This is a genomic window from Caulobacter sp. KR2-114 (assembly GCF_049446115.1).
GTDB lineage: Bacteria > Pseudomonadota > Alphaproteobacteria > Caulobacterales > Caulobacteraceae > Acaudatibacter.
The window spans coordinates 367,099-379,502 of sequence record NZ_JBMSEC010000002.1; the positions used below are offsets into that span (position 1 = coordinate 367,099).

General features: G+C 71.5%; 11 protein-coding genes and 1 tRNA gene. 7 read left to right on the forward strand and 5 right to left on the reverse strand.

From position 1 onward, the window contains the following. Window positions 1–22: 22 nt before the first annotated feature. Entirely contained in the window at window positions 23–2,191 is a 2,169-nt protein-coding gene (egtB, locus tag ACO2Q3_RS07880) for an ergothioneine biosynthesis protein EgtB (protein ID WP_423306007.1), read from the reverse strand. A 270-nt stretch (window positions 2,192–2,461) separates the two neighbouring features. On the opposite strand from egtB, the gene ACO2Q3_RS07885 reads away from it, so the two are divergent. Then, window positions 2,462–3,028, forward strand: coding sequence for a sigma-70 family RNA polymerase sigma factor (locus ACO2Q3_RS07885; protein WP_423306008.1), 567 nt, complete (start codon window positions 2,462–2,464; stop codon window positions 3,026–3,028). Here ACO2Q3_RS07885 and ACO2Q3_RS07890 read toward each other — a convergent pair. After that, the gene (locus ACO2Q3_RS07890) at window positions 2,980–3,942 is read right to left on the reverse strand and encodes a quinone oxidoreductase family protein (protein ID WP_423306009.1); all 963 of its coding nucleotides are present in this window, start codon (window positions 3,940–3,942) and stop codon (window positions 2,980–2,982) included. The genes ACO2Q3_RS07885 and ACO2Q3_RS07890 overlap by 49 nt on opposite strands. Before the next feature lie 90 nt (window positions 3,943–4,032). On the opposite strand from ACO2Q3_RS07890, the gene ACO2Q3_RS07895 reads away from it, so the two are divergent. Continuing rightward, window positions 4,033–4,725 (forward strand): VOC family protein, encoded by a 693-nt coding sequence (locus ACO2Q3_RS07895; protein WP_423306010.1) that lies wholly within the window; start codon window positions 4,033–4,035, stop codon window positions 4,723–4,725. Here ACO2Q3_RS07895 and ACO2Q3_RS07900 read toward each other — a convergent pair. Next, complete coding sequence (locus ACO2Q3_RS07900; RefSeq protein ID WP_423306011.1) at window positions 4,722–6,134, reverse strand: CoA transferase; 1,413 nt, start codon at window positions 6,132–6,134, stop codon at window positions 4,722–4,724. The two genes, ACO2Q3_RS07895 and ACO2Q3_RS07900, sit on opposite strands and share 4 nt — an antisense overlap. 161 nt (window positions 6,135–6,295) lie before the next feature. On the opposite strand from ACO2Q3_RS07900, the gene ACO2Q3_RS07905 reads away from it, so the two are divergent. Next, entirely contained in the window at window positions 6,296–6,646 is a 351-nt protein-coding gene (locus tag ACO2Q3_RS07905; RefSeq protein ID WP_423306013.1) for a YciI family protein, read from the forward strand. Between the two features lie 112 nt (window positions 6,647–6,758). Here ACO2Q3_RS07905 and ACO2Q3_RS07910 read toward each other — a convergent pair whose 3' ends face one another. Further along, entirely contained in the window at window positions 6,759–7,460 is a 702-nt protein-coding gene (locus ACO2Q3_RS07910) for an alpha/beta fold hydrolase (RefSeq protein ID WP_423306014.1), read from the reverse strand. 101 nt (window positions 7,461–7,561) lie between these two features. Between ACO2Q3_RS07910 and ACO2Q3_RS07915 the strand changes: the two genes are divergently transcribed. Both ACO2Q3_RS07915 and ACO2Q3_RS07920 read left to right on the forward strand, forming a co-directional pair. Next, window positions 7,562–8,485 (forward strand): LysR family transcriptional regulator, encoded by a 924-nt coding sequence (locus ACO2Q3_RS07915; protein WP_423306015.1) that lies wholly within the window; start codon window positions 7,562–7,564, stop codon window positions 8,483–8,485. Window positions 8,486–8,551: 66 nt separating this feature from the next. Then, a complete protein-coding gene (locus ACO2Q3_RS07920) occupies window positions 8,552–9,013 on the forward strand; it encodes an NUDIX hydrolase (protein WP_423306016.1) in 462 nt (153 codons plus the stop codon). Window positions 9,014–9,096: 83 nt separating this feature from the next. Here the strand turns inward: ACO2Q3_RS07920 and ACO2Q3_RS07925 are convergent. Further along, window positions 9,097–9,186 (reverse strand) — tRNA-Ser (locus tag ACO2Q3_RS07925). A 211-nt stretch (window positions 9,187–9,397) separates the two neighbouring features. On the opposite strand from ACO2Q3_RS07925, the gene ACO2Q3_RS07930 reads away from it, so the two are divergent. Together ACO2Q3_RS07930 and ACO2Q3_RS07935 are read left to right on the forward strand one after the other, a co-directional pair. Continuing rightward, window positions 9,398–10,939 (forward strand): exopolysaccharide biosynthesis polyprenyl glycosylphosphotransferase, encoded by a 1,542-nt coding sequence (locus tag ACO2Q3_RS07930; protein ID WP_423306017.1) that lies wholly within the window; start codon window positions 9,398–9,400, stop codon window positions 10,937–10,939. After that, window positions 10,939–12,387 carry a lipopolysaccharide biosynthesis protein gene (locus ACO2Q3_RS07935; protein WP_423306018.1) on the forward strand — a complete coding sequence of 483 codons (1,449 nt, stop codon included), beginning with the start codon at window positions 10,939–10,941 and terminating at the stop codon, window positions 12,385–12,387. Before ACO2Q3_RS07930 ends, ACO2Q3_RS07935 begins: the two co-directional genes overlap by 1 nt. Window positions 12,388–12,404: the final 17 nt, after the last annotated feature.

Below are 12,404 nucleotides of genomic sequence, written 5' to 3' on the forward strand. Positions count from 1 at the left end.
CACCCGCTGACCCGGCCGGGCTCTAGCCCAACAACAGAACAGCGAATTCCGGCGCCGGGCTTACCCAAGTCCGGCGCACTTTCCATCCGGCCCGGGCGGCCAGACCCGAGAATCCCTCGACCGTGAACTTGTAGGAGTTCTCGGTGTGGATGGTCTCGCCGGCGACGAACTCGAACGTCCGGCCCGCTGCGTGCGCCCGGTGCGAGCGCAGCACTTCCAGGTGCATCTCAACCCGCCCCTCCAGCCGGTTCCAGGCCGCGCGATGGGCGAAGTCCTGCAGGTCCAGGTCCCCGTCCAGTTCGCGGTTGATCCGCGCCAGCAGGTTGAGGTTGAAGGCGGCCGTGACCCCGGCGGCGTCGTCGTAGGCCGCCTCCAGGGTGGCGGCGTCCTTGGCCAGGTCGACGCCGATCAGCAGCAGGCTCTCAGGCCCCAACAGGCCCCTGATCCGCTGCAGCAGGGCGACGGCCTCCGCCGGCGCGAAGTTGCCGATCGTCGAGCCGGGGAAGAAGCCTATCCGCGAAGCCCCGGTGAGGGCGTCGCCCAGGTCGTCCGCGGCCGTGAAGTCGCGTTCCAGGGGCGTCACCGTCAGGTGCGGATAGTCCGCGCGGATCGCCGCCGCCGCCGCCTCCAGCGCCGAGGCGCTGATGTCGATCGGCGCGTAGGTGGCGATCTGCGGGGCGGCGTCGAGCACCAGGCGGGTCTTCACGCTGGCGCCGCTGCCAAGCTCGACAAGGGTCGCGCCCGAGGGGATGGCCGCCGCCACCTCCGGCGCGATGCGCCGCAGCAGCGCCGCCTCCTGCCGGGTGGGATAGTACTCCGCCAGCCGGGTGATGTCCTCGAACAGGTCCGAGCCGCGGGCGTCATAGAACCACTTGGCCGGCAGCGTCTTGCGCGGCGCCGACAGGCCGGCGATCACGTCCGCGCGGAAGGCCCCCTCCGCATCCCCCGCCGCCGCGACGTCGTCCTCCGCCAGGCGCACGCCAGAGAACATCCAGCGCTGATGCGGATAGAAGAAGTTGCGGTAGCTGGGCCGGGTGTGGCCGGGCGGCGTGATGCGGGCCCCGCCCTTGAGCACCATCTGCCCGACCATGAACTTGCCGTTGTACTCGCCCACCGCGCCGGGGGCCGAGACGAAGCCCGGATGGGGCGAATAGGCGCTGGCGGTCCATTGCCAGACCTCGTCCGCCATCTGCTCCAGGTCCGGGTGGCCGGCGGCGGCCTCCCACTCCGCCTCGGTGGGCAGGCGCTTGCCGGCCCAGGCGGCGTAGGCGGCGGCTTCGTAATAGCTGACGTGCCGCACGGGCTGCGCCGGATCCACCGGGCGCAGGCCGGAGAGATCGAAGGCCGACCAGCCGTCGTCGGTCTGACGCCAGTACTCCGGCGCGGTCCAGCCCTGGGACTGCACCATGGCCCAGCCGTCGGAGAGCCAGAACTCGGCCCGGCGGTAGCCGCCATCGGCCATGAAGGCCAGCCATTCGCCATTGGTCACCAGCCGGCTCGCCAGGCGATAGGGGCGCAGCAGCGTCTCGTGCCGCGGCCCCTCGTTGTCGAAGGCGAATCCGCCGCCGCCGTGGCCGATCGACACCCGGCCGCCATCGAACGCGACCATGGCGAGATCGCGGCTCGCCGGCTGGAACCCGGCCCAGGCGGAGCGGTAGGCCGGCTGCAGGGGGTTGAGCGCGAACAGGCTGAGGATGTCCATCAGCACCAGCTCCTGGTGCTGCTCCTCGTGCGCCAGGCCGAGGTCGATCAGCGCCAGGGTGGCCGGCGGCAGATCCTCGCGCAGCAGCCGCAGCATGGCCTCGTCCACGTGCGCCCGGTAGGCCATGATCTGAGCCACCGACGGGCGGGTCAGCAGACCCCGGGCCGGTCGCGGATGCCGCGCCCCGACCGCCTCGTAATAGGAATTGAACAGGTAGCCGAACGCCGGGTCGAACTCGACGTACCCGGCCAGCTGCGGCTTGAGCAGAAAGGTCTCCCAGAACCAGGTGGTGTGCGCCAGGTGCCACTTGGTCGGGCTGGCGTCAGGCATGGCCTGCGCGGCCTGGTCCTCTGCCGAGAGCGGCGCGGCCAGGTCGACGGACGCCTGCCGGATTGCCGTATAACGGCCACTGAAATCCTTTGCCCTGGCGGATGACAGATTCGTCTTGGTGTCGTTTTCAAGCAACGGAGCATCGTCGTGTGGCGCCATGGCTCGCTCTCTCTCTGGAATCCGTGGCGCTCGGCCTTTGTGGCCGTTTTGGGCGCCCCGCCCCTTGCTGTCTTGCGCTTCGGGAACGTTTCGTTCGCGGCGGAGGTTGCAGATGTCTGAAACGCCAATGACGGGAACAGAGGCCCGGTCTGGCGCGTTCGCTGTCCGGTTCCATAGATCGAACGGGAGAGGCCGCCGTCAAGCGCCGCCGCTGGGGCTCTTGTCAGGGGCTGTCAGCACATCAGTTTCAAGTCTGTGAGTGCGTAGAGAATGTCGGCCGAAGACAACGACTGGCCCAAGCAGGTTCTTGCTCAGATCCCCGCTTTGAGGGCGTTCGCCTGGTCAATCAGCCGCAATGGCCCTGACGCGGACGACCTCGTGCAGGAGACGCTGATCAAGGCGTGGCGCCACCGGGAACGGTTCACGCCGGGCACCAACCTGCGCGCGTGGCTTTTCACGATCCTGCGCAATACGCACTACACCACCTTGACCCGGCGACGGCGCGAGGTGCGCGACGAGGACGACCACTACGCGCGCCTGCTCGAGACCGAACCCAATCAGGAATGGGGCGCGGCGCTGGGATCCCTGCGCACCGCGCTGGACCAGCTGCCCGGCGAGCAGCGCGAGGCGCTGATCCTCGTCGCCGGCGCCGGGCTGAGCTACCAGGAAGCGGCCGACATCTGCGGCTGCGCGGTGGGCACGGTGAAGAGCCGGGTGAACCGGGCTCGCGCCCGGCTCGTGCGGATCCTCGATTTCGGCGACGTGATCTCGGTCGCCGACGACGACGATCAGGGGATCAAGAGCACCCGGCCGACGGCCTTGCGGCTCTCGATGTAGGCGTGCGCCTCGGCCGCCTGCGACAGCGGGAAGGTGCGGTCGATCAGCACCTCCAGCTGGCCCTCGGCCGCCTCGTTGATCAGCCGCTGGATGTTGTTGTAGGCGCGGTCGCCGCCGATCTCGGCGCCCAGGAAGACCCCCTGCAGGGTGCGGTTGCCGCCCATCAGCGAGGCGACGTCCACCTTCATGCCCTCGCGCCCGGCGCCGCCGACCATCGACACCCGCCCGCGGTAGGCCAGAGACAGGATCGACCCCTGCAGGGTCGAGCCGCCGACGCTGTCGACCACCAGGTTGACGCCCTTCTTGTTGGTCAGGCGCATGACTTCCTGCACCACGTCGTGGGTCTTGTAGTTGATGCCGTGGTCCAGCCCGAAGCGCTTCAGCTTGTCCAGCCGCTCGTCGCTGGAGGCGGTGGCCAGCACCGTCGCCCCGGCGCGCTTGGCCAGCTGGATCGCCGCCACGCCGACGCCGCTGGCGCCGGCCTGCACCAGCACCGTCTCGCCGGCGCGCAGGTGGCCGAACTCGAACAGGCAGTCGTCGGCCGTGCCGAACGCCACCGGGATCACCGAGGCCTTCTTCACGTCGTAGCCGTTGGGGACCAGCCAGGCGCTGCGGGCGGGGACGGAGCGCAGTTCGGCGTGCGAGCCGAAGGCGCCGCTGGTGGCGACCTTGTCGCCGACCTTGAAGTTGGTCACTTCCGAGCCGACCTCGATCACCTCGCCGCCGGCCTGGTAGCCGACGATGTGCGGGTGCGTGACCAGCGGCCCGCCGGCGCGGTTCAGGGTGTCGCCGCCCTCGATGCTGACCGCCTCGACGCGGACCAGGATGCCCTTGGGGTGGCACGTGGGATCGGGAACATCCTCGTACTTCAGGACGCTCGGATCGCCATTCTCGTAGTAAACCGCCGCCTTCATTGGGCGTCCTCCCTTTTCATACGCATGTTCGAATGCCATGCAGCGCGGGCCTGGGAAACGCAATCGCAGGAAAACTGAAGGGAGAGCGCCATGGATCTGGCCAAGCCGAGGGTCGACATCGGCCTTTCGACCAATGACATCGCGCCGATGCTGGCGTTCTGGCAGGGCGAGGCCGGCGTGCCATTCGACCATCTGCTGCCGATCCGCCGGGGACAGGACCAGCACCGCCACGACGTGCTGGGCTCGGTGCTGAAGATCAACCACCACGCCGCCCCCCTGCCCGACGCGCCGCCGTCGGGCTATCGCGAGCTGATCATCGCCCGTCCTGGGGTGACCGCGCCGACGCCGCTGGCCGACCCGGAAGGCAACCGGGTCACCCTGGTCCCGCCCGGCTGGAACGGCATCGGCCAGATCGGCATCCGGCTGGGCGTGCGCGACGTGGAGGCGCACCGGCGCTTCTATGTCGACGCCCTGGGCCTGACCGAGGAGCCGACCGCGGCGGCCGACGCCGCGTTCCGCGCCGGCGAGACCCTGCTGCTGGTCGACCACGCCGACGACGCTCCCGCCGACGCCGGCATGCAGGGCCGCGGCTGGCGCTACATCACCTTCCAGGTGTTCAAGGTCGACGCCGAGCACGCCCGGGTTCTGGAGCGCGGCGGCCGCGAGGCGGTCGCGCCGCTGACGCTGGGGACCACGGCGCGGATCTCGATGGTGCGCGATCCGGACGGCAACTGGATCGAGCTGTCCCAGCGCGCCTCGATCACCGGCTCGCTGGAGGTCTAGTCGGGCCAGGCCGCTGGGTGGGTTCCCAGCGGCACGGTGGGCCGCCGCCAGCGCGCGGGCGTGGCGGACAGGCTGACGGCGGGGCGCAGGTGGCTGACCTGGCCCCAGCCACTGTCGCTGTCGATGGCGAAGCCGCGCAGTTCGTCGCCGGACAGCGGCGCGGCGCGCGCCAGCCGCCCCGGGCCCTCGTCTCCCAGGTCGCGCACCCACACCGCGGTCTGGCACAGCGAGACCCGCACCAGGTAGCTGCCGCCGTAGAGCGCCCGCCGCTGCAGGGCCACCAGGGCGCCGAACGCGGCCAGATAGCCGGTGGTGTAGTCGCAGACGGCCGCGGGCTGCAGCTTCGGCCCGCCCTCGCCGCCGTGCAGGTGCGCCATGCCGGTCACGGTCTGGGCCAGCTGTTCCCAGCCCGCGCGCTCGCGCCAGGGCCCCTCGTGGCCGTAGCAGTTGATCGACACATAGACGATACCGGGGCGCAGGCGCGCCAATTCGACCGGCCCCAGGCCCAGCCGCTCCATCGCCCCCGTGCGGTAGCCCTGCGAGAAGACGTCGGTGGTCGCCAGCAGGTCGCGCAGCCGCGCCAGGCCCTCCGGCTCGGCGAGATCCAGCCAGGCCGAAAGCTTGCCGTGGTTGGTGTCGCTGATGAAGCCGGTCGACGCCGGCAGGTTCGGCGAGGCCAGGTAGAGGACGTCGGCGCCGTACTGGGCCAGGGTGCGCGCGCAGGTCGGTCCGGCCAGCACCCGGGTCAGGTCCAGCACGCGCACGCCGGACAGGGCGGCCTCGCCGCCGGGCGGCAATGGCTGCGGCGGCCCATCGGCGATCTTGATCACCTCCACCAGCGGCCGCCCGGCCATGATCCGGCCCTGTTCGGAAGCGTCCCATTCCTGCGGCGTGCGAACCATGCCGGTGCAGCCGCGCAGGGCCGCCACCGCGTCCTCGATCTGCAGCGCCTCGCGCGCCAGGCAGGCGCCGTCCACCGCCGCGGCCTCGTCGGCGCAGCCGAGCGCCTGCAGGATGCGCTGGGTTCCGGGCGGGAAGCTGGGGTGCAGGAAGACGTGCCGTCCGCCAGCGGTCGGCTTGAAGCCGAGGGCGTGGGTGCGCTGCATCGCCGCCACGCCCTCGCGTGTCGGCGGGGCGCGCTGCGGATCGGCGAAGCGCTGGTACTGGAAGCTGGTCAGGCTGGCGGCAGCCTCGCGCGTGGAGACCCGGACCTGCTGGGTCTGGCCGCTGCGAAGGGTCCAGAGGTCGGCGGCCACCGTCGCCCCCGCGGCCAGCGCCGCCGCGGCGGCCTCGTCGGCCGCGAAGCGCGTCTCCAGCGCCGGCGCCCCCTCGTCGAAGGCGACGAAGTCCGGCGCGGCGCGCCCATAGAGCCGCATCAGCCCGTCGAAGGCCGCTCGCGTCGCCGACATCCGGCGCCTCCCGTGAATCTGTCGTTCGCGGGATCATGGCCTGCCGATCCGGAGGAAGAAAGGCGCCGGCGCGACCACTGTTTCGCGCCAGCCACGGCGGGCGGCTGTCGCAAACCGTCCTCGCCGGACGTCTAGACTAAAGAGCTCACGGAAGGCGCATCATGCGATACCTCTGCATCGTCCACGTCGACCCCGACATCTTCGGCGCCCTGTCCGACGCCGAACGCGCCGCGCTGGGCCGCGCCAGCGAGGCCTACGACCAGGTGCTGACCACGCGCGGCAAGCTGGTGCTGGCCGAGGCCCTGACCGGGCCGGCGACGGCCGCGACGGTCCGGGTCCGCGCCGAAGGGACGAGCGTCACCGACGGCCGTTTCGCCGAGACCCGCGAGCACGTCGCGGGCTTCCTGCTGGTGGACGCCGACGACCGCGACGAGGCGATCAGCCTGGCGGCCGGCTGTCCGATGGCGCGGATGGGGGCGATCGAGGTCCGACCGCTGCTGTTCCAGCCCTGACGGGAGCCAGGGCCTGCGTGGGCTGGCGACCCCCGCTCCCGCCGCCAGGGCGGCCGCGATCAAGGGATGCGGACGGCAGGACTGGAGCGGCCCGGCCATCCCCTGGCCCGCGTCAGCCGGCGCGCACGGCCGCGGCGGCCTTGCGGATCACCTCGATGACCACGTCCGGCTGCGAGAGCATCGGCACGTGGCTGCTCCGAACCTCGGTGACCGAGGCGCCCATGCGCTGGGAGACCCAGCGCTGCAGGTCGGGATGGACGGTATGGTCTTCGGTGGCCAGGACGTACCAGCTTGGCTTCGAGCGCCAGGCGACCTGGTCGGGCGCCAGCTTCTGTTGCTGGAACAGGTCCGCGGCCGGTGCGTAGTGGGTCGCCCACACCAGCTTCTGATCAGCTTCGCTGAGATCACCGGCGAAGAACTCCGTGCCGTTGGGCAGCATCCAGGCCCGTCCGTCGGCGACCTGGACACGGCTGAAGATGTCGGACGGGTATTTGTCGAGTTGGTCCTGCACGGTCTCGCCGGCATCCGGCGCCACGGCCGCGATGTAGACCAGGCCGGCGACGCGGTCGTCGACGCCGGCCGCGGTGATCGTCGCGCCGCCGTAGGAATGGCCGACGAGGACGACGGGGCTGCCGACCCGGTTGAGCGTGCGCTTCACAGCCGCCACGTCCTCGTCGAACACGTCGAGGCCGTATTGTGCGGCGATGACCTCGTGACCGTCGGCCTGCAGGGCGGGGATCACTTTGCTGAAGCACGAGCCGTCGGCCCAGATGCCGTGGCAGAAGACGATGGTTGGCTTGGATGTCGCAGGCATGACTGTTCTCCGTCTGAATGCGGGCGACGCTAGATGTGGCTTTGGACGGCGACAAAGACCTAGTACGCTCGACCTATGCTTTGAAGGCATAGGATCCCGCCGTGGAGCTTCGCCACCTTCGCTACTTCGTCGCCGTGGCCGAGGAAGGCGGCCTGCTCGCCGCCGCCGTGCGCCGCCTGAACACCTCGCAGCCGTCCCTGAGCCGGCAGATCCGCGACCTGGAAGCCGAAGTCGGCGTGCCGCTGCTGGAACGGCAGGCGCGCGGCGTGGCGCTCACGGCCGCGGGAAAGGTATTCCTGGACCACGCCCGCCTGGCGCTGCTGCAGGTCGAGGCGGCGACCGAAGGCGCCCGCAGGGCGCAGCAGCCGCAGAAGGTGACCTTTTCCATGGGCTTCCTGGCCGGGCAGGAGGTCGTCTGGCTGCCGCATGCCCTGCGCATCCTCCGCGAGGAGGCGCCGGACGTGGAGATCACCCTGTCCAGCCAGTCCTCCCCCGACCTGGCCCAGGCGCTGATGCGCGGCAAGCTGGACGTGGCCTTCCTCCGCCGCGAGGCGCCGACCGTCGGGCTGCACTTCAAGTTCCTGGCCAAGGAACCGCTGATCGCGGTGCTGCCCGCGGACCATCGCCTGACGTCGCGCAGGAAGATCCGGCCGCAGGATCTCGCCCGCGAGGTCTACGTCAGCTCCGCGCGCATCTCCCCCGTGCTGAACGCGGTGATCCAGGAGTACGCCTCCACCGTGGGGATCACGCTCAAGGCGGCGTACGAAGGCGACAACCTGCCGTCCGCGATGTCGCTGGTGGCCTCCACCGGCGGGGTCACGCTGATCCCGCTGTATGCCCAGAACATGTTGACGCCCAACGTCGTCGCCCGGGCGCTCGACGGCGCGCCGCCGACCATCGACCTGACCCTGGGCTACAACGCGGCCAACCCGTCCGCCCTGCTGCGCCGCCTGCTGGCCCGCGCCGACGAGCTCGTGGAAGGGGTGGAGAACCGCAGCATCGTCAGATATGCGCAGTATGCCTGACGCCGCCGTCGCGCCGCCCCGTCGCCGCCACGCCGGGACCGGCCCGAAAACTCAAGCAGGCGCATCATGAGCTTCCGACTGGCGGCCTACGCGGTGTGCATAGAGGCGAACCGCGCGCTGCTCGTGCATCATAGGTCGGGAAGCTGGACGCTGCCCGGTGGACGGGTCGAGCACGGCGAAGACCCCTTGGACACGGTCAGGCGCGAAGTGTTGGAAGAGACAGGCTGTGCGGTCGCCGTCGAACGGCTGCTGGGGATCGACTCCCGGCTGATCCCGGCCGCCGAACGGGCCGTTCCGGGCGGGGAAGACCATCAGAACGTGGGCATCTTCTACCAGGGGCGGCTGCTGACGGGCGACCTGCGACCCGAGGCCAACGGCGACATCGTCGAGATCGCCTGGACGGCGCTGCCGCGGGTCGCGTCCCTGCGGCGCTCGTCGCTGGTCGATGTAGGCCTTGCGCTCGCGGCCACCCTGCCGGCGGACGGGCACGTGGCCGTGGTGCCGGTTGGCGGACTGATCCAGCACTGACCGGATGAGCCCGCTCCGAAGAGCGCGCCCGTGTCCTCGCGCGTCAGTCCGCAGATGGGTCCGCCAGCCTCAGGCGAAATGGGTGGCGGTGACGGTGGGATTCGAACCCACGATACCCTTTCGGGTATGACGATTTAGCAAACCGTTGCCTTCAGCCTCTCGGCCACGTCACCAGCGAGCGGCCCCGATAGCCTGTTCGCTCCGCCAAGGCAATCACTCCCATTCGGCGCACGGCGTTACGCGTTAACGCGGCGCCAAGGGGCCGTGGGGCATAGCTCTCGGCCCAAGACTTGCTGGGCGGCGCGTATCATGGCCTTGGCCTTCAAACATCCGGGTGAGCGGACGTATCAGGATGACGCAGCAGCGTCCGCCGCGCCGTCCGCCGTGTCCCGGATCGAGACGCCCGCCGCCGGACCGCAGGACGGCCGCTTCGCCGAGCGCGCAGCGCTTCCCGCCGAGGAGACGGCGCCGGGCGATCCCGCCGACCGTCGCGGCCCGATGCGGCCCGCCGAACTGACCCCGACCCGCTCGCGCCTGCAGGGCTGGACCCTGGGCGTGATCTTCCGCCTGGGCGACCTGGCCGGCGTCGCCGGCACGGTGGCCGTCGCCGGCGTCGTGGACTGGACGACCACGCCGGGCAGCGCGCTCGACGCCGTCGCCCCGCTGGTCATCGCCGGCGCGGCGCTGATGTGGAGCCTGGGGGCGACCCGGTCCTACGCCCTGGGCCACAGCGAGGGCCTGGCCCGGCACCTGCTGCGCGTCGGGGCCGGCTTCGGCCTGGCCGGGGTGCTGCTGCTGGGCCTGGTCACCGCCTTCAAGCCCGCGCCCGACAATGTCGCCGCCCTGGCGCTCTGGTTCTGCCTGGCGTTCGTCACCCTCAACGCGCTGCACGCGGCGTGGTGGCTGCGCGTGCGGCGCTGGCGCAAGGCCGGCCGGCTGACCCCGAACATCGTCGTGGTGGGCGCTACCGCCAGCGCCCAGCGGCTGATCGAGAGCACGCTGAAGAGCCACGAAGTCGCCGTGCTGGGCATCTTCGACGACCGCCTGGACCGGGCGCCCAAGCGCATCGGCGGGGTGCCGGTGCTGGGCGACCTCGACGCCCTGCTGAACCACAGGATCATGCCCTACGTCGACCGCGTGGTGATCGCGGTGCCGTCCCTGGCGCGCTCGCGGGTCAGCCAGCTGGTGCAGCGGCTGAGCGTGCTGCCCAACGAGGTCATGCTGCTGGTCGACTACGACAACGCCGCCGGCCGCTCGGCCGCCCTGTCGCGCCTCGCCGACGCGCCCCTGGCGCAGATGGCCGGCCAGCCGGGCGACGAGCGCCGGGCGCTGGTCAAGCGGGCGCAGGACGTGGTGATCGGCTCGATCGCCCTGGCCGTGTTCGCCCCGGTGCTGCTGGCGGTCGCGGTGGCCGTGAAGCTGGACAGCCCCGGCCCGATCTTCTTCCGCCAGCGCCGGCACGGCTTCAACAACGAGGAAATCCTGGTCTGGAAGTTCCGCTCGATGCGGGTGGAGAGCACCGACGCCACCGCCTCGCGCCAGGTCACCGCCGGCGACGACCGGGTCACCCGGGTGGGCCGCTTCATCCGCAAGACCAGCCTGGACGAGCTGCCGCAACTGCTGAACGTGCTGAAGGGCGAGATGTCGCTGGTCGGGCCGCGGCCGCACGCCGTCGGCATGAAGACCGGCGAGACCGAGAGCGCCCGCCTGGTGGCCGAATACGCCCACCGCCACCGCATGAAGCCGGGCATGACCGGCTGGGCCGCGATCAAGGGCTCGCGCGGGCCGGTGGACACGCCCGAACTGGTGCGCCGGCGCGTGGCGCTGGACATCGAGTACATCGAGCGCCAGTCGTTCTGGCGCGACCTCTACATCATGGCCATGACCATCCCCTGCCTGCTGGGGGACGTGAAGGCGGTGCGCTGATGTTCTGGCGCGGCGTCATCGGCTACCTGCCGGCCAATGTGGCGCAGGGCATCGTCGGCCTGCTGGCGATCGTCACCTTCACGCGCCTGCTGAGCCCGGCCGACTACGGCGCCTATGCGCTGGGCTTCTCGGCCATGAGCCTGTGCCACACCCTGGTGTTCACCTGGATGGAGGCGGCGATGGCCCGCTTCTACGCCCGGGAGGCCGAAGGCGGGCGCCTGGCCGACCATTTCGTCACCCTCTATCGCAGCTGGTTCTTCGCCGCGGTGCTGTTCCCGGTGGCCGCGGGCCTGGCCCTGTGGCTGTGGCCCAGCCACGCCGAGGTCAAGTGGGCGGTGACCGCGGGCCTCGCCTCGATCCCGGTGCGCAGCCTGGCCAAGCTGGTGCAGGAGCGCCGCCGCGCCGCCGGCGACGTGCGGGCCGCCGCCCTGCTGGACGTGGCCCAGACGCTCGGCGGCTTCGCCATCGGCGCCGGCCTGATCTTCGCCGGACTGAAGGGCGCCGGGCCGATCGCGGGCCTGGGCGCCATCGCCGCCCTCTGCCTGGTGTTCGCCCTGCCCGCCGAACTGAAGAGCCTGAAGGGCGGCCGCTTCGATCCCGCCCAGGCCCGGGCCTACGCCGCCTACGGCCTGCCGGTGGCCGCCTCGCTGATCCTGGCGCTGGCGCTGGCCACCACCGACCGCTTCCTGCTGGGCGCCTATCTGAACGAGGCCGCGGTGGGCGTCTATCACGCGGGCTACAGCCTGGCGAACCGCACCCTCGACGTGCTGTTCATCTGGCTGGGCATGGCCGGCGGGCCGGCCATGGTGATGGCGCTGGAGCGGGGCGGCCGCAACGCCCTGCACGAGGCCGCGCGCGAACAGGGCGCCGTGATGGTGGCCGTCACCCTGCCGGCCGCGGTGGGCCTGGCGCTGGTGTCGCGCCCGCTGGCCGAGGTGATGGTGGGCCCGGCCCTGCGCGAGGGCGCGGCGGCCGTGACGCCGTGGATCGCGGCCAGCGCCTTCTTCGCCGGCGGCACGACCTATTACCTGCACCAGGCCTTCACCCTGGCGCGCAAGACGCATCTGCTGCTGGTGGCCATGGCGATCCCGGCGGCGGCCAATGTGGCGCTGAACCTGGTGCTGATCCCGCGCTACGGCCTGGACGGGGCGCTGTGGGCGACCACGGCCAGCTACGCCCTGGGCGCCGTCGCCTCGTTCACCCTGGGCCGGCGCGCCCTGGCCCTGCCCTTCCCCACCGAGGCCCTGGCCCGCGCCGGCGTCTCCAGCCTGGCGATGGCCGTGGTGGTCGGGCGCATCCCCGCCTTCGGCGGCGTGCTGGAACTGGCCCTGAAGGCCGGCGCCGGCATGCTGGTCTACGGCGCCCTGGCCGCGGCGCTGGACGTCGGCGGCCTGCGCGCCCGCGGCGTCCGGGCGCTGGCGGTGCTGCGGCCGGGGGTGGCGACGTGAAAGGGACGGAGGACCGG